The organism is Phytohabitans houttuyneae (genome assembly GCF_011764425.1).
GTDB lineage: Bacteria > Actinomycetota > Actinomycetes > Mycobacteriales > Micromonosporaceae > Phytohabitans > Phytohabitans houttuyneae.
In genome coordinates, this window is the sequence record NZ_BLPF01000001.1 from 5,138,904 (window position 1) to 5,156,269 (window position 17,366).

General features: G+C 71.2%; 9 protein-coding genes. 6 read left to right on the forward strand and 3 right to left on the reverse strand.

Features of this window, described 5'->3' with window-relative positions; translation table 11 throughout:
- Positions 1-454: 454 nt before the first annotated feature.
- From Phou_RS23750 to Phou_RS23760, 3 genes are read left to right on the forward strand one after another with little or no spacing between them, the layout of a single operon-like run.
- Positions 455-1,045 carry a hypothetical protein gene (locus Phou_RS23750; protein ID WP_173058007.1) on the forward strand — a complete coding sequence of 197 codons (591 nt, stop codon included), beginning with the start codon at positions 455-457 and terminating at the stop codon, positions 1,043-1,045.
- A gap of 12 nt (positions 1,046-1,057) precedes the next feature.
- Positions 1,058-3,127 (forward strand): flotillin family protein, encoded by a 2,070-nt coding sequence (locus tag Phou_RS23755; RefSeq protein WP_173058008.1) that lies wholly within the window; start codon positions 1,058-1,060, stop codon positions 3,125-3,127.
- Between the two features lie 34 nt (positions 3,128-3,161).
- Entirely contained in the window at positions 3,162-8,096 is a 4,935-nt protein-coding gene (locus tag Phou_RS23760) for a DNA repair ATPase (RefSeq protein WP_246273706.1), read from the forward strand.
- A gap of 225 nt (positions 8,097-8,321) precedes the next feature.
- Here Phou_RS23760 and Phou_RS23765 read toward each other — a convergent pair whose 3' ends face one another.
- The 3 genes from Phou_RS23765 to Phou_RS23775 form a co-directional block, all read right to left on the reverse strand.
- Complete coding sequence (locus Phou_RS23765; protein ID WP_218579071.1) at positions 8,322-9,746, reverse strand: P-loop NTPase family protein; 1,425 nt, start codon at positions 9,744-9,746, stop codon at positions 8,322-8,324.
- A 25-nt stretch (positions 9,747-9,771) separates the two neighbouring features.
- A complete protein-coding gene (locus Phou_RS23770) occupies positions 9,772-11,589 on the reverse strand; it encodes a dynamin family protein (protein WP_173058902.1) in 1,818 nt (605 codons plus the stop codon).
- Between the two features lie 147 nt (positions 11,590-11,736).
- Positions 11,737-12,648 carry an IniB N-terminal domain-containing protein gene (locus tag Phou_RS23775; RefSeq protein ID WP_173058009.1) on the reverse strand — a complete coding sequence of 304 codons (912 nt, stop codon included), beginning with the start codon at positions 12,646-12,648 and terminating at the stop codon, positions 11,737-11,739.
- A 451-nt stretch (positions 12,649-13,099) separates the two neighbouring features.
- Between Phou_RS23775 and Phou_RS23780 the strand changes: the two genes are divergently transcribed.
- From Phou_RS23780 to Phou_RS23790, 3 genes are all read left to right on the forward strand, one after another.
- The gene (locus Phou_RS23780; protein ID WP_281365050.1) at positions 13,100-14,065 is read left to right on the forward strand and encodes an Hsp70 family protein; all 966 of its coding nucleotides are present in this window, start codon (positions 13,100-13,102) and stop codon (positions 14,063-14,065) included.
- 250 nt (positions 14,066-14,315) lie between these two features.
- Positions 14,316-16,577 (forward strand): helix-turn-helix transcriptional regulator, encoded by a 2,262-nt coding sequence (locus Phou_RS23785; protein ID WP_218579072.1) that lies wholly within the window; start codon positions 14,316-14,318, stop codon positions 16,575-16,577.
- A gap of 25 nt (positions 16,578-16,602) precedes the next feature.
- Complete coding sequence (locus tag Phou_RS23790) at positions 16,603-17,013, forward strand: roadblock/LC7 domain-containing protein (RefSeq protein ID WP_173058011.1); 411 nt, start codon at positions 16,603-16,605, stop codon at positions 17,011-17,013.
- Positions 17,014-17,366 lie beyond the last annotated feature (353 nt).

Here is a 17,366-nt window from a genome sequence, read left to right on the forward strand (position 1 = left end):
GGTCCCGATGCCGCGCGTGGCCGCCGGTTGGAACGGCGGAGCCGTTCCGGCAAAGCCGGCAACCGCGGTGGGTGAGGCCGCAGCACCAACGGTCCGGACCACGCTGGCTCCTTGATCGGCGTCAACAATGGCCCTACAGAGCCGATCACGGCGGCAGCCAGCCGATCAAGGAAGTGCCGCCGCACCCCTCGAGTATCCCGACGCCGAAAGCTCAATAGACACCCGGCGCCGGCAGGCGCTCCGGGTCTTGATGAGGCGAGCGATCCTTCTCCGCGAGGTCTGCGATCGCTCAGGGTGAGGCCGCGGGAGCAACGGTCCGGACCACCACGGGCGTCGCGGTAGCTCACGTCTTCGATGTTTTCCGGGTCGAGGTCGGCACCCACCGCCTTGACCTGGCATGTCATGATCCAGGCTACGGATTGGGGCTTTACGCAGCGGGGGTAGGCGCGGGTCGATGGGTGAGTTCGTGGACGCGGCGCTCGGATTCCCGGCCGTGCTCTTCACCTTTCTGCTGGTGGTCGTCGTTGGCTACTGGCTGCTCGTGCTGCTCGGCGCGCTCGACATCGAGGCCCTCGACTTCGACGCGGACGGCGACGTGTTGGGCGGGGTCGGCTTCGCCGGTGTGCCCGTGGCCGTCACGGCGTCGTTGCTGATCGCGATCGCCTGGTTCGTCAGCCTCGTCGGCACCGTGCTCTTCGGCGGCGTGCTGTTGCTCGCGATCCTCGCGCTGCTCGTCGCCCTCGCCGTCGCGTGGTTTGCCACCCGGCTGCTCGTCAAGCCGCTCCAGAAGCTCTTTCCCAGCGGGCCGGAGGCGTCCCGCGCCGATTTTGTCGGCTCGGTGTGTGTCATTCGCACCGGGCGGGTCAGCGAGAGTTTTGGCCAAGCGGAGGTTACCGCGGCGGACGGTTCGTCCGCGATCATCCAGGTGCGGCAGACCGGGACGGACACGTTCAGGTCCGGTACCGCCGCGCTGATCTACGACTATGACGCCGACGGGGAGTTCTTCTGGGTCACCCCCGTCCCACACCCCGAACCACACGGATAAGAGGGACCCCTCATGGACGCCATCACCACCGGCTTCGGCGTGCTCGTCGCCGTCGTAGTCCTCGTCATCATCGTGTTGCTTTTCATGGTGAGCCGGCTTTTCCGCAAGGTGGAGCAGGGTAAGGCGCTCATCATTTCGAAGATCCGGAAGGTCGACGTCACGTTCACCGGCGCGGTCGTGCTGCCGGTCTTCAACAAGGCCGAGATCATGGACATCTCGGTCAAGACGATCGACATCGAACGTACCGGCAACGAGGGGCTCATCTGCCGCGACAACATCCGGGCGGACATCAAAATCACGTTCTTCGTGCGGGTCAACAAGACGGTCGAGGACGTCATCAAGGTGGCGCAGGCGATCGGCACCGCGCGGGCCAGTGACCAGGAGACGCTGCAGGAGCTGTTCAACGCGAAGTTTTCCGAGGCGCTGAAGACGGTCGGCAAGCAGTTGGACTTCGTCGACCTGTACACGAAGCGGGACGAGTTCCGCGACCAGATCATCGCGGTGATCGGCACCGACCTCAACGGGTACAGCCTGGAGGACGCGGCGATCGACTTCCTGGAGCAGACGCCGATGGCGCGGCTGGACCCGGCCAACATCCTTGACGCGCAGGGCATCCGGAAGATCACCGAGCTGACCGCGATCGAGCACGTGCGGACCAACGAGTTCCAGAAGACCGAGCAGAAGGAGATCACCCGCCAGAACGTCGACGCCCGCCAGGCGATCCTGGAGCTGGAGCGGCAGCAGGCCGAAGCGGAGATCAAGCAGCGCCGCGAGGTCGAGACGATGCGGGCGCGCGAAGAGGCGGAGATCGCCCGGGTGCGGGCGGAGGAGCGGCAGAAGGCCGAAGCCGCCGCGCTGCGGGCCGACGAGCAGCTTGGCGTGCAGGCGGAAAACAAGGCGCGGGAGATCGCGGTTGCGGAGAAGAACCGCGAGCGGGTGATCGCCATCGAGACCGAGCGGATCGAAAAGGACCGCATGCTGGAGGTCATCGCGCGGGAGCGGGAGACCGAGCTGACCACGATCTCCAAGGACAAGGAGGTCGAGGCGGAGAAGCGGTCGATCGCCGAGGTGGTCCGGGAGCGGATCGCGGTCGAGAAGACCGTCGCCGAGCAGGAGGAAAACATCAAGCGCCTGCGCGTTGTCGAGGAGGCCGAGCGGGTGCGCCAGGCGACCGTCATCCAGGCCGAGGCCGAGGCGCAGGAGGCGCTGGTCAAGGACATCAAGGCGGCGGAGGCGGCCGAGGTCGCGGCCAAGCACAAGGCGCGCGAGGCGCTGGTGCTGGCCGAGGCGCGGCAGCAGGCGGCGGAGCTGGACACGCGGGCGAAGATCCGGCTGGCCGAGGGTGCGCAGGCCGAGGCGGCCGCGGCCGGGCTGGCCGAGGTGCAGGTGCGCGAGCGGGACGCGGCGGCCATCGAAAAGGTGGGCCGTGCCGAGGCGGCCGTGGAGCGGGAGAAGGCCCTCGCGGCGGCCGAGGGCAAGGAGAAGGTCGGCAAGGCGGAGGCCGTGGTCGAGCGGGAGAAGGCGCTCGCGCTCGCCGACGCGGTGCGCGAAAAGCTGAAGGGCGAGGCCGAGGGTCTTACCGAAAAGGCGGCCGCGATGGCCGCGCTCGACGAGGCGACGCGGGACCACGAGGAGTACCGCCTGCGGCTGGAGGCGGAAAAGGAGATCCGGCTCGCCGGCCTGGACGTGCAGCGGCAGATCGCCGAGTCGCAGGCGACGGTCGTGTCGAAGGGCCTGGAAAAGGCGAACATCGACATCGTCGGCGGCGACACCATCTTCTTCGACCGGCTGATGAGCTCGATCGCGGCGGGCAAGGCGGTCGACGGCTTCGTCGGCCACTCCGATGTGGCGCAGACGCTCGCCAGGCCGTGGCTGGACGGTTCGGCCGACTTCACCAAGGACCTGGCCGAGCTGCTGAAGTCGCTGAACACCGGCGACGTGCAAAACCTGACGCTGTCCGCTTTCCTGCTCCAGCAGATCAAGGCCGGAAACGCCGACGCCGACAAGGTGAAGGAGCTGCTGCAGGCGGCCAAGCGCCTCGGCCTGGCCGACGCGCCCCTGGCCGAGCTGAACGCCAAGTGAGGCCGCCGCAGGAGCGAGCGAACCAGGGGAAACAGTGACAGTGACCGCAACCACCGAGGTGGCCGGGCCCGCGCTGGACGTCGGTACCTACGAAGTCCTGCGCGCCCGGCTGGCCGACCGGTCGGCGGAGCTGGCCCGCCGGGCGGAGGCGCTCAACGCGCGCCGCCTGGAGGTGTTCGGCAGCGCGGAGATGCGACTGGTCGGCACCGAGCGGATCCGTACCGAAAACAACTGCGTGCCGCGCGACATCGTGTCGATCGGCGGGCAGATGCTCTTCGGCTACAACGTCTTCATCGGGTTGAAGCCGGAGACCACCGTCGCCGACGTGTTCGCGGTGCACGCGTTCAGCCGCGACGGCGAGGCGTTCCGCTTCGAGCCGGCCGCAGAGGTGCCGTGGCTGCGCGAGCCGCAGTTCCTGCGCGACTTCGGCGAGCTGTACCGGTACTACCGCGAGACGCGGCTGCTGCAGCTGCGCCGGCTCGACGCGCGCCTGCTCGCCATCTTCCAGACCGGGCCCAACCTCGAGGACATCCGGGTGCTGCGGTGGCAGGTCGCCACCGACGGTGCGATGTCCTACATGGACAACCGGGGCGAGCGCGACCACACGTTTCCCGCACCGCACGACTTCGAGTGGGTGGAGACCACCCGGGAAAACCACGTGCTCGGTCGCCACCCGCACATCTCCATCGGCGACGAGGTCTTCGTGGAGACCGTGGGCGGCAACCTCACGGTCAAGATCGAAAACAACACCGAGACCGGCGAGGGTATCTACACCGAGCCGGTGGAGCAGCCGCTGCAGAGCCTCGCCGACGCCGACGTGTACCACGCCCGGGTCGGCCCGCTGATCCTGCTGCGCGTGCGGCCGTACAAGGAGACGGTGTGGCGGCACCTTGTCTTCAACACGCGCACCAAGACGGTCGTGCGGCTCGACGGCATCGGGCAGGCGTGCCAGCGGCTGCCCGAGGACCACGGCATCATCTTCCCCGGCGGCTACTACCTCGCGACCGGCGTCAACAAGACGTTCGACGCCGACGTGGCGAGCCTGGAGTTCGAGCGGGTCATCCGCTCCACAAACGGCGAAGACGTGCTCTACGTCTTTCACGCCCGGGCCGAGGGGCGCACGCTCCTGCTGCCGTACAACGTGATCCGCAAAGAGGTCGCTACACCGATACCGTGCCACGGCTACTCCCTCTTCGACGACGGCACGCTCGTGGTCTTCCGCGCCACCTCGGAGGAGCCGACCCGGGTGCACCCGATGCAGGTGTGGCAGACGCCGTACCTGTCCGACACGTACGCAGCCGCCCAGCCGGTCGGCACCGGCCCGCTGGAGCGGGTGGGCAACGCCGACCTGGTACGCGGCATCTCGGACTGCCTGTCGGTGGCCCGGACGGCCGACGAAATGACGCCGTCGACGGGTGTCTACGAGGCGCTCATCGCGACCTGTGCGCGCATTTTCGACCACTACCACTGGCTCGGCGAGGCGGAGCTCGGCGACCTGCGCACCCCGCTTTCGGAGGTACGCGCCACCGCCGAGCAGGTGCTCGACGAGTTCGAAAAGGTGCAGGCGCTCACCGCGCAGGCCGGTACCGCGCTCGACGAGGCGGCCAGCCGCATCCAGTCGCTCGTCCGCCGCACCCGCGGTGAGGCTCCACAGTCGACGGACGGCTGGGTGGCCCAGCTCGCCGACCTCCGCTCGGCTCAGGGCCACCTTGTCACGCTCCGCGAGCTGCGCTATGTGGACACCGCGCGGATCGACGAGCTCTCCCGGGCGCTCGACGAGGAGCAGGCGTCCGCCGCACAGCGTGCGGTGTCGTTCCTGCAGCGGGACGACGCGTTCACCGGCTATCACGCGGAGATCGACCGGCTTGTCGCGGACGCCGATGGCATAAAGACCGTCGCGGCGGCCGAGCCGCTCGGCGAGCGGCTCGCCGCGCAGGCCGAGGGGATGCAGGTCATCACCGAGGTGGTCGGCTCGCTCGACATCGCCGACGCCACGGTGCGCACCTCGATCCTGGAGCGGATCGGCGAGGTGCTCGGCGGCGTCAACCGGGCTCGGGCCACGCTGGAGGGTCGGCGCAAGGAGCTGCTCGCCACCGAGGGGCGGGCCGAGTTCGCCGCCGAGTTCGCGCTGCTGGGGCAGGCCATCACCGGCGCGCTCGCGGTGGCCGACACCCCGGAGCGCTGCGACGAGCAGCTCGGCCGGCTGCTGCTCCAGCTGGAAAACCTCGAGTCGCGGTTCGGCGAGTTCGACGACTTCCTGGCCGACCTGGGCGCCAAGCGCACCGACGTGTACGAGGTCTTCTCGGCGCGCAAGCAGGCGCTGCTGGACGAGCGGGCCCGCCGCTCCGACCGCCTCGTCGACTCGGCCGACCGCATCCTCGCGAGCGTGCACCGGCGGATCGCCACGCTGAAGACGATCGACGAGGTCAACACGTACTTCGCCGGTGACCCGATGGTGGCCAAGCTCCGCTCGGTGGCGCAAGAGCTGCGCGACCTCGGCGACCCCGTACGCGCCGAGGAGCTCGACGGCCGCATCAAGGCGGCCCGCCAGGAGGCCGGCCGGAGCCTGCGCGACCGGCTCGACCTCTACAGCGACGGCGGCGAGACGATCACGCTGGGCCGGCACCGCTTCGCGGTCAACACGCAGGCGATCGACCTCACGCTCGTGCCGCAGGACGGGCGGATGGCCGTCGCGGTCACCGGCACCGACTACCGGGCCGCGGTCCGCGACGAGGCGTTCGAGGCGACCCGGGGGTACTGGGACCAGCTGATCGTCTCGGAGACGCCGGAGGTGTACCGGGCGGAGTTCCTCGCCGCGTCGATGCTGCTCGACGGCGACCTTGACGCGCTGCACGAGACGGCGGTGGACGCGACCGCGCTCCGCGACCTGGTGCGCCGCACCGCCGAGTCACGCTACGACGAGGGGTACGAGCGAGGCGTGCACGACCAGGACGCGGCCGCGATCCTGGAAGCCCTGCTGCGCCTGCACGCCGGCGCCGGCCTGCTCCGCTACCCGTCGAGCGCACGCGCCGCCGCGCAGCTCTTCTGGGCGTACGGCACCGACGAGGCGGCCCGCGCCGGATGGTCCACAAGGGCCGGCTCGCTCGCGCGGGCCCGGGCCACCTTCGGGGTCCGGGGTCGTCCCCGGGATGGGTCGAGCGGTGCCACTCCGGCAATCGACGAGCTCCGCGCCGAGCTGTCCGCCGCCATCAACGACTTCGTGGCCGCGCGCCGCCTGCCGATGGACAGCCACCTCGCCGGTGAGTACCTCTTCGAGGAGCTGGCCAGCGCGCCTTTCGGCTTCGTCACCAGCGCCGGAGCGCGCGACCTGCTCGACCGCTTTCACCGCGCGAAGGTGGAGTCCTTCGACGAAGACCTGCGGGCGCTCGGCGGCGACCTCGCCGCCCGGCATCAGCTCGCGTCGGCCTGGCTCACCGCGTTTCTGGGCGACAAGCCCGTGCCCGAGCTGCCCGAGGCGATCGCGATCGAGCTGTGCGGCGCCGACCTGCCGCGGCACGACTCGTCGGCGGTGCTGACGGCCACTGTGGAGGGTCTGCTCGGCACGCATACGCGGATCGCGGGTCGCCGCTTGGAGCTGCGGCTCGACGAGACGCTGACCCGCATCCGCCGGTTCCGCGAGGAGCGGGTGCCGGGCTTTCGCGCGTACCAGCGCCAGCGCAACGACCTCATCGCCCGCGAGCGCACCCGGCTGCGCCTGTCCGAGCACCAGCCGAAGGTGATGAGCGCGTTCGTCCGCAACCGGCTCCTCGACGAGGTGTACCTGCCGCTCATCGGCGACAACCTCGCCCGCCAGCTCGGCGCGGTCGGCGACGCCAAGCGCACCGACCAGATGGGCCTGCTGCTGCTCATCTCGCCGCCCGGCTACGGCAAGACCACGCTGATGGAGTACGTGGCGAGCCGCCTCGGCCTTGTCTTCGTGAAGGTGAACGGGCCGGCGCTCGGTCACGCCGTCACCTCCGTCGACCCCGCCGAGGCGCCCAACGCGACCGCGCGGCAGGAGGTGGAGAAGATCTCGTTCGCCCTGGAGATGGGCAACAACGTGCTGCTCTACCTCGACGACATCCAGCACACGTCACCGGAGCTGCTGCAGAAGTTCATCTCGCTCTGCGACGCCCAGCGCCGGATGGAGGGTGTGTGGGAGGGGCGCACGCGCACGTACGACCTGCGAGGCAAGCGCTTCGCGGTGTGCATGGCGGGCAACCCGTACACGGAGTCGGGGCAGCGCTTCCGCATCCCCGACATGCTCGCCAACCGCGCCGACGTGTGGAACCTCGGCGACGTGCTCTCCGGCAAGGAGCAGCTCTTCGCGCTCAGCTACATCGAAAACTCGCTCACGACCAACCAGGTGCTCGCGCCGCTGTCTACAAGGGACCGCGGCGACCTGGAGCTGCTCGTGCGGCTCGCCAAGGGTGACGAGTCGGTGCGGCCCGACCAGCTCGCCCACCCGTACTCGGCGGTCGAGCTGGAGCAGATCCTCGCGGTGCTCCGCAAGCTGCTGCGGGTGCAGCAGGTGGTGCTGACCAACAACAAGGCGTACATCGCCTCCGCCGCGCAGGCCGACGCGTCCCGCACCGAGCCGCCGTACCAGCTGCAGGGCTCGTACCGGAACATGAACAAGCTCGCTGAGCGCATCGTGCCGGTCATGAACGACGACGAGCTGGAAGCCGTCATCGACGACCACTACCTCGGCGAGGCGCAGACGCTGGCCGCGAACGCCGAGGCCAACCTGCTCAAGCTCGCCGAGCTGCGCGGGCGGCTGTCCGGTGAGCGAGCCGCGCGGTGGGCCCAGGTGAAGGCCGGCTACCTGAAGGCCAAGGCACTCGGCGGCGCGGAGGACGACCCGATGAGCCGCGCGGTGGGTGCGGTGGGCCTGCTCGCCGACCGCGTGGGCGCCGTCGAGGAGGCGATCGAACGCGCCGCCGACCGCATCCAAGGACCCAACACATAAACGCCGGGCTACCGCGATGTCCGTCGTGGTCCGGACCGTCGCTCCCGCGGCCTCACCCTCCGCGTCGCATCAGCGACCCAGAAGCCGGCTGGGCTTGTCACGCGGACCCGGCAGCGGAGGTCGGGGATTTCGGCGAGCGCCAAGCGAGCCGCCGACCTCCGCGGTGCCCGCGGGAGCATGCGGTCCGCAGCTGACGCGGACGCGGGCAAAGAACCTTCTCTAGAACTAAGAAAGTGCGTGGAGGATGGCTTCGCAGCTGCGGACGACGACGCCGGCCGCGCGGCGCTGCTCGAGGCTGAGCAACGGGTCCTCGGTCTGCTCCTGCCACCTCGCGAGCGCGGCGGAGGCGAGCTGCCAGAGCTGGCCCGGGTTGGTGCGGGGGTCGACGCCGAGCCGGGCCGCCGGTGCCGTGCCACCCTCGCCGACCAGGCGGCGTGCCTCGGCTTCGAGCTCGTCGCCGAGCTTGATGCGGTGGCCCTGGATCGCCGCGACGAGCCGCAGCTCGCGGAAGTCGTGCGCGTTGGTCAGCGTGTGCTCCAGGTCGGCGAGGAGCTTTTCGCTGCCGGGCCGAGGCTCCGCGCGGAGCACGGACTCGATGGCGGCGAGCGCTGAGCGGGCCTTGAGCGCGTCTGCCCGGTCGACGAAGCAGCGGCCGACCGCCTCGCGCAGCTCGCTGAGACCACTGCGGCGCACCAGCTCGGCCGCCAGCCCGGCGCGCGTGTCGGTGCCCGTGCCGGTGCGGATGAGCGTCGTGGCCAGCCGTACGCCGAAGATGCCGAGCCGGTCGAGCAGCTCGATCCGAACCTGCGCGTCGATCGGGGCGGGGAAGTCGTCACCGACGAACCGGTCGGTGGAGAGCAGGTACGGCTCCAGGTCCGGCCGCGCGACGCGGGCCAATGTGGACAGCGCGGAGAAGTCGCGGTCGCTCAGCGTCCGCCCGGCGAGCGCGACGAGGCCACCGAGCGCCACGACCGCCAGGCAGAGCGAGCCGACGTGGTGGTCGCGGTGGTGCTTGCGGGCCAGCTGCTTGGCGGCGAGCAGCGCGTCGATGCGGCCGCCGCCGATCTCGTCGGCCCTGGAGAGGACGAGGATGACGTTGACCGGCGCCGCGCGGGCGACCGTGCCGTCCTGCGCCGCCTCCAGCCACTCAAGGTCGGTGCCGCGCCCGTCGCGGGTCAGGTAGAGCACGGCGTCCGCGTCCCGGAGCACCTTGTCGCCGGCGCCCGGCAGCGCGGGAGTGTCCACAATGGTGGCGTTGCGCAGTGCGCGGCTGGGCCACGTGACGAGCAGGTCGTTGACCGGCGCCGGCCGCCACCGCCGGATGTCGACGCGCAGCCCGTTGGCCGTGCGGGCCACCGGCAGCTCGATCCCCGCCGGGTACGCGGTGGCGTGCGGCTCCGGCCCGTCCTGGTACCAGGTGAAGACCTGCTCGGCGTCGGGCACCTCGATGGGCGCCACCTCCTCGCCGACGATCGCGTTGACCAATGTGGACTTGCCCGCCTGCCAGGGACCGGCGATCGCGATGCGCAGCGGCTCGTCGAAGCGGCTCAGGTGGTGGCGGAGCTGGTCGGTGGCGGTCGGGCTGTCGTGATAGAGGTCGAGCGCCCCGTGCATGAGACGCCACACCGACTCTTCCAGAGCTGATGTCACGCGGGTGCCCCGCGTAGACGGTGCCTCATCCCACCGGCTCCAGGCGGCGCTGCTGCGGCACCGGCGAACTGCCCAGCTCGGTCAGAGCCCTCGCCCGCTCGTGCAGCGCGGCGAGGCGGCGCATCTGCTGCTGCAGCTCCCGCTTGCGCTGCTCACGCTCCAGCGCGTCGGCGTCGGCGGCCTGCTTCGCGGTGCGCAGCGAGTGGACGATCGCCTCCTGCAGCTGCTCGGTCAGCCCGGTGAAGTGGTCGCGCAGCGCCCGCTGCACCCAACGCGCGGTGTCCTTGCACTCCTTGTTCAGCCGGAGGAAGAAGTCGTCGACGTGCCGCTGCGAGGCCGCCTTGGCGGTGGCCTGCCGCCGCCGCAGCATCGTCTTGCCCTCGTCGCGGATGCTCTTGCCGCCGAAGAGCGCGCCGGCGCCGAGCGAGACCGGGTTGATCAGGGGCATGCCGGCGAGCGTGGTGGCGAGGCCGAACATGAGCAGCCCGCCGTACGACCCGCGCAGGCCGCTGAAGACCTTCTGCACCGGCGTGAACCGCTCCACGCTGGGGCGCTCGATCTCCTCCAGCTGCTCGGCGAGCCGGTCGGGGATGCCCGCGCGCCACTCGGGGAGGATGTCCGCTCCGTACCGTACGAAGTGGTCGGCGACCCGGCCGGTGATCCAGTCGCAGCGCTGCACGAGCCAGGCGAAGTTGGCCTCGGCCGCCTCGGTCAGGCTCTGCTCCATCCAAGCCTGGTAGTCGTCCCACGTCTTCAGGGGGTCGGCCGTCTCGAACGCCTCGTCGACCTTCCGCATGATCTGCCGGGTGCGGTCGCGCAGGTCGTACTCGATGTCGGACATCAGATCCGTCATCTCGTCGGCCAGCGTGTTGATCCAGCGTGTCGAGCAGCGGCGCAGCTCGTCGAGGCCGCGCTGTGCCTCGTACAGCCGGTGCAGCGAGCCGGAGTCCTCAGTGGACAGCTCAGCGCGCAGCGGCGCGGCGAGCTGCTCGATGACCGTGCTCACCATGAGCCCCACCGCGGTCGGCGCGAGCACCTGGCCCTTGGAGCCCTGCTCGCGCTTGAGCCGGGCGATCAGGTCGGGGAATCCGGACTCCGCGTTGACCGCCTTGTCGTTGGTGCGCGCGGCCTGCAGCCGCAGCGTCGCCGAGACCGGCAGGAGCACCGCCGGGATGCCCGCGCTCGCGAGGTGCTCACGGTTGCGCTCGGCCACCGCCCGCCAGTGCGGCGAGATGTCAATCTTGGTGAGCGCGACCACCACGCGCGGATGTGACTGGACGATGTGCAGCAGCAGGTTGACCTCGGAGACGGACAGCTCGCGGGTCGCGTCGGTGACCATGACGACGAGATCGGCGCGGGGGAGCGACGCCACGCCGCTGCCGGTAGTCGGATCGTCGCCGTCCGCACCGGGCGTGTCGATGAGCACGATGCCGCTCGCCAACAGTCCACGAGGGACACCGATCTCGGCGTGCACCTCGCTCGTGCCCGGACGGCGGCCGGGCGCGGTGGCGCTTATCCGGGCGGCGACCTCCGGCACGGGCATCGGCGTCCGCTCGTCCTCGTCGCCCTCGTGCACCAGGGCCGCCGAAGGGGACTCCGCGTGCCGCACGACGGTCGGGATCGCGGTGGTGAGGCCGTCGCCGACGGGGCAGACGGGCGCGTTGATGAGCGCGTTGACAAGCTGGCTCTTGCCCTGCTTGGGCTCGCCGACGACGAGCACCCGCAGGGTGGGGTCCAGTAGCTGCTCCCGCTTTTGCAGGAGCCACCGGACGAGGTCGGTGCGGCTGTGCGCCGCGCATACCCGAGCCGTCTCGTCGAGGGTGTCGAGCCAGATCGGTGCCATCACCGGACCAAGTCTGCTGATTTCTACTGATATATCAAGAGGGATGGGAGACCGGGCCCGAGTCCGGCCTCCCATCCCTGGGACCGCGGTAACGCTTAGAAAACCAGCCGTGACGCCGGGTTGGGCGTGTGGCCTTTTCGGACGGTGTCAGAACAGGATGTCGGTGACGCCGAGCAGGCCGCCGTCGGTGTGCGCGTCGGCGGTCGCCGAGCCGTGCACCGTGCCGTGCAGGCCGGCGACGCCCGTGGAGCCGTGCGCGTCCGCGCCACCACCCAGCACGCCGCCGACGCCGATGCCGTCGAGCGTGCTGTCCACAGTGCCTGTGGCGCCGCTCAGCAGCGAGCCGCTGCCGAGCGTGTCGTCCAGCTCAGGCAGGTCGACCGGCGGTACGCCGAGGGGCGAGGTCACCGAGCCGACGAGGCCGGTCACGCCGTCGAGCTGCGAGTCGACGGTGCCGAGCGTGTCGTCGGTGGTGTCGAGGAGCCCGTCCACCGGGGCGCCCGGCACCAGGCCGGTGGCCGTGCCCAGCGTCGCGTCGACCGCACCCGTGGCGTCGGCGCCGACCGGACCGACCACATCGGAGTCGAGCGTGCCGGCGACGTCGTACACGCCGGAGAGGTCGACCGACGCGCCGGAGGTGCCGGCCGCGACGCCGACGCCGGGGATGAGACCCGTGGTCGCGAGGCTGATGCCGGTGGTGTCCACGGTGATCGCGCCGACCGCGGCGACGTTGACGTTCGCGTCGGCGGCGGGGGCGGGCACGCCGACCGAGAGCTGCTGGGTGACTGTCTGGAGCTGGCCGATCACGTTGGTGGCGCTGCCGTCCAGCGCACCGATCTGGCCCAGGCCGAGGTCGCCCGTGGGCACCAGGCCGGTGATGCCCTGCACCGGCGCGTAGTCCACGACCAGGGGAACCACGTCCTGCACGTCCGCGGCGGTGATGTCACCGAGCCCCGCGGCGTTCAGCGTGCCCTCCGGGTCAAGCTCGAACGCCGAGCGCGCCTCAGGGTTGGTGAGCAGGTTAAGCACGAAGTCGTGCAGTGTCTGGGTCGATTCCATGTCGCAGACCGTAGGAGCGCGGCCACCCCCCGGGCATCGGGGACGGCGCCGGGTTTCCGGGTTAGGGATTAGGGGATCCGTCTCGGCAGAATTAGTGGCTCAGCAGGACGAACATCTCTGGTACGAACGTATGGGTCCGCTGGGAGGAGAGCGCTCGGATGCCATACGTGCTGGGGATCGACATCGGTGGGACGACCACGACCGCCGCCGTCTCGCGACTGGGTAACGCGGGGTGGCTGGCGCCCGAGGTCGTCCGGCTGGGGGCGCGCTCCACAGCCGTTCCTTCGGTGCTGCACGTGACGGGCGACGGCGCGCTCACCGTGGGCGAGCCGGTGCAGTTGGACGCGGGTCGCGTGGCCCGCGGTTTCGTGCGGCGTATCGGCGATGACGTGCCGCAGATAGTCGGCGGCGAGCCCTGCACCCCGCAGGCGCTCACCGCCGTCCTGGCCATGTGGGTGGTCGAGCGAGTGTTGGCTCACGAGGGGAGCCGGCCGAGCAGGTGGTGGTCAGCCACCCCGCCGCATGGGGCGCGTATCGCCGGGAGCTGCTGCACCGGGCGCTGTGGGAGATCGGTCTGGCCGACGTCACGTTGCTGCCGGAGCCCGTCGTCGCTGCCGAGAGTCACGCCGCACGCGGCCTGCGTGGCCGCACCTTCGGCGTGTACTCCCTGGGCGGCAGCGACTACGAGGCTTCGGTCGTGCGCTGGGCGGAGGGCATCGGTTTCCAACTCCTCGGCAGTGCGGGCGCGATCGAGCCGTTCGGTGGCGCGGACGTCGACGAGGCCCTCGTCGACCACGTGCGCTCGCGGCTCGACCGGGACCTGCGGGAGGTGTTCGCGAGGGGCCCGCAGGCCCGGATCGCGCTCTACGGGCTGCGCCGGGAGTGCCGGCGGGTGAAGGAGGAGCTGACCTCGGCCGCCGCGGCCGAGGTGGTGCTCAGCACGTCGCACGGGCACGTGCGGGTGCCGGTCACCAGGGCTGAGCTCGAAGAGCTTGTCCGTCCGGCGCTGGAGCTGAGTGTAGAGACGCTGGCGCAGGTGATCCGTTCCTGCGGCCTGCGGCGGCGTGAGCTGGACGGCATGCTCCTGGTGGGTGGCGCGGCGCGGATGCCGCTTGTCGCGGAGCTGCTCCGCGCCGCGCTGCCCGGTCCCGTCGGCCTGGAGGCGGAGCCGCAGAGCACGGCTGCCGCCGGAGCAGCGCTCGCCGCGGTGCAGGTCGTCTCCCCGCGCGGCGCGTGGCGTCAGGATCCAATGTGGATACCCGAGCAGCGGGCGATCGAGGCATCGAACCACGAGCCGCCGCCATTCGTGCAAGAGGGCATGGACGCCGGCCCGCCACCGCGCCCGCCGGTCGAGATCACACCGTTGCGACTGCGCCCGACCCAACGCCTCTTCGGCCTGGTAGGAGGCCAAGCTTGAGCTCCCGGATCGTCCTGGCCCACGGCTCGTACTCGACGAGCCGACCGCGGCACTGCTCGACGCGGCCACCGCCGCGCCGCACGCGTCGCTGCGGGTCGCCATCCAGGCCCCCGGTGGGTACGGCAAGAGCCTGCTGCTGCGCGAGTTGGGGCGGATCTACCGGCGCGCGGGCATTCCGGTGGTCGACGCGTGGCAGGAGATGTCACCGCAGGACGGTCCGTTCGTACTTTTCTTGGATGACGCCCACAAAGTGGGAGACGAGCGGCTGCGCGAGCTGCGCGCGCTCGTCGAGGCGCGCCGCCCCGGGATCGTGTTGGCGTACCGGCCGTGGCCCCGCCCCGCCGCCCTGGGCGAGCTGCTGGAGCTGCTCCGGCTGGATGGGCCGCCGCTGGTGCTGAGCCCGTTCACCGTCGAGCAGACCGCCAAGCACCTCGGCGTCGAGCCGGACTCGCCCGCCGCCCGGCACGTGCACGCGCAGACCGGCGGCGTGCCGCGACTGGTGGACCGGCTCGGGCCGGCGGCCGGAGAGGGCCTTCCACCGCAGGCGCTCGTGCAGTTCCGGCCCGACCTCGACGACCTCGACGCCGACCTGCGCGCGCTGCTGCTCGCCGCGGCCACCGGCGTGGAACTCCCCACCGACCTGCTCGGCGCGCTGCTCGACCGCACCCCCGACGCGGTCGACGACCTGCTCGACGCGGCGCGGGCCAGCGGGCTCGTGGCGCCGGACGGCCGCCTCGTGCCGGCTGCGTGCAAGGCTGTCGCGTCACTCAGCCCGGCCGCGCACCGCACCGCCGTGTGGCAGCGGCTGGCCGAGCTCCAGCTCGCACGCGGCGGCGCGGTACTCCCGCTGGTGCGTGCCCTGCGCGAAGCCGGTGTGAGCGGCGGTGGCCTCGCCACGATGTTCGAAGCCGCGGGCGAGGAGGCCCTCATCGGCGAGCCGGCGCTGGCCGCGGAGCTGTTCGCGGTCGCGGCGGCGGCCGGGCGGCCGACCGACGCGCGGCGTGCGCTTGCCGCGGCGCTCGCGGGCGATCTCGACGTAGGGCTCCGCCTCGCCGACCGCCTTGTCGCCGCGGAGGGCTCGCCGGATCGGGCGGTGGGAGCGGCGGTATCGGGCTCCGCGCTCGCCCATCGCGGCCAGCTGGGCCGCAGCGCCGAGCTGTACCGGTGGTCCGGCACCACGTCGTCGGTGTCGTTCGCGGCGCTGGGCTTCATCGGCACCGGCCAGCTCGGCCGCGCCGACGACCTTGTGCCACCCGACGGACCGCCCACCCTGCTCACCGGCGCGGCCGCGCTGATGGCCAGCGGTATCCGGGAGTCCCTTTCCGGATCGGCCACCGCCGCATTGTCCACATTGGTCCAGGCAGCCGCCCTCCTGGAACCGGCCGGCCGCGCGGTGCTGCTGCCGGACAGCCCGGCCGCGCTCGCCGCCCTCGTGGCCATCCACTGTGGCGAGTTGGACACCGGTGAATCGGTGCTTGACCGCGCCATCGGTGCCGAGGTCGGCGCGGCGCTGATGGCCCGCCGCCACCGCCTGTTGCAGGGCTGGATGCAGATGGTGCGGGGCCGCACGGCCGCGGCGGCCGAGCACCGGGCGGCCGCCAGCAACGGACCGCTGGAGCCACGCGACCTCCTCTTCGCCACCGCGCTCGACGCCGGCATCGCCCGCCGCAACAGCGACCTGGCCGCCCTGCACCGGGCATGGGCACAGGCCCGCGAGGCGGTCATGCGGCAGCCCGTCGACCTGTACTCGCTGTTGCCCATCGGTGAGCTGACCGTCGCCGCCGCCCGCCTCGGCGAGCAGGCGCGCATGGCCACACACATGGCCGAGGCGTGGCGGCTGCTCGACCGGCTCGGCCGCCCACCACTGTGGACGGCGCCGCTGCACTGGTGCGGGCTGCACGCCGCGATAATCGCCGAGGAACCTACAACTGCCGATGAACACGCCGCCGCATTGGTGGCGACCGCCCAGCACAGCCGGTACGGTTCGGTGGTAGCGGCGGCCGCGGAGAGTTGGCTGGAGACACTGCGCGGGGCAGTCGATCCGGCCAAAGTGGAGGCTGCCGCAAGGGGGTTGCACGGTGCGGGGCTGTGGTGGGACGGGGCTCGGCTGGCCGGGCAGGCTGCGATCCGCACGGCGGACCGCAAGGCCATGACCGCGCTGCTGGACTGTGCCCGGCTGCTGCAGGGCTCGGCCCGTGGGGGTGGTTCGCCGGCGGCGGTACAGCCGGCGGTGTCGCAAGTCACAGAGGCGTTCACCGCACCCGCGGAGAGCCTGCTCAGCGAGCGGGAACAGGAGGTGGCTGATCTGGTACTCGACGGACTGACGTATCGGCAGATCGGTGACCGCCTCTTCATATCGGCCAAGACGGTCGAGCACCACATGGCGCGCATGCGCCAGCGGCTGGGCTGCGCCAACCGCGGCGACCTGCTGGCCAAGCTGCGTGCCATGTCCGCGGACCGGTCGGGCGCAGCGTCGCGCCGGGCCCCTTGGCCGCGACGCCCGATGGACTGAAGTTTCGACGAGGGGGAATGACGACGTGGCGCACCCGGCGGTTACCAGTGATGACCTGGCATGGCTTCTCGATGACGTCGTCGACCGCGTCCCCGGGGCGGAGCATGCGGTAGCGATCTCCCCGGACGGCCTCCTGCTGGCCGCCTCCCGCCACGCCGGCCCGATGGCGGCTGACCAGCTGTCCACTGTGGCCGCAGGGCTTTACGCACTGTCCGTAGCGGCCGGCCGTCACACCGAGAGCGGCGGCGTACGCCAGATCACGATCGAGATGCGGCAAAAGTTCCTCTTCGTGACGGCCACCGCGGGCGGCGCCATCCTGGCAGTGGTCTTCGAGGCCGACTCCGACGTCGACGTGATCGCCTACGAGATGGCCCTCTTCGCCGGCCGCGCCGACCACCACCTGCCCGCGTTCACCGCGCTGGCCGCGTCGTCCTAGGCATCTTCCGCGGTCAGGGTGAGGTGCGACCGTGGTAGCCCGTTTCAAAAGGTCCAATTCGAAGCAGATCCGGGCTACCGCGATGTCCGTCGTTGTCCGGACCGTTGCTCCCGCGGCCTCGCCCTCCGCGGTGGGCGAGCTCACCCCTCGGGGACGATCTGCTCTGTGGGGGCCTTTGTTGACGCCGATCAAGGAGCCAGTGTGCCCTTGCGATTGCCCAGATCGCCCCGGGGCGGCGAACTTCGGCGGATCTGTAGAGACCGGCTTTCCTGATCGGCGGCGGTTGCTGCCTCACCCTCCGCGGTCGCTCAGCTCAGCCCAGGAGCCCGCTCCTGCAGATCTTGGCAAGTTGG

Coding starts and splice junctions, on each gene's coding strand:
- Phou_RS23750 (WP_173058007.1), top strand. CDS start 455: ATGGGTGAGTTCGTGGACGCGGCGCTCGGATTCCCGGCCGTGCTCTTC.
- Phou_RS23755 (WP_173058008.1), top strand. CDS start 1,058: ATGGACGCCATCACCACCGGCTTCGGCGTGCTCGTCGCCGTCGTAGTC.
- Phou_RS23770 (WP_173058902.1), bottom strand. CDS start 11,589: ATGGCACCGATCTGGCTCGACACCCTCGACGAGACGGCTCGGGTATGC.
- Phou_RS23775 (WP_173058009.1), bottom strand. CDS start 12,648: ATGGAATCGACCCAGACACTGCACGACTTCGTGCTTAACCTGCTCACC.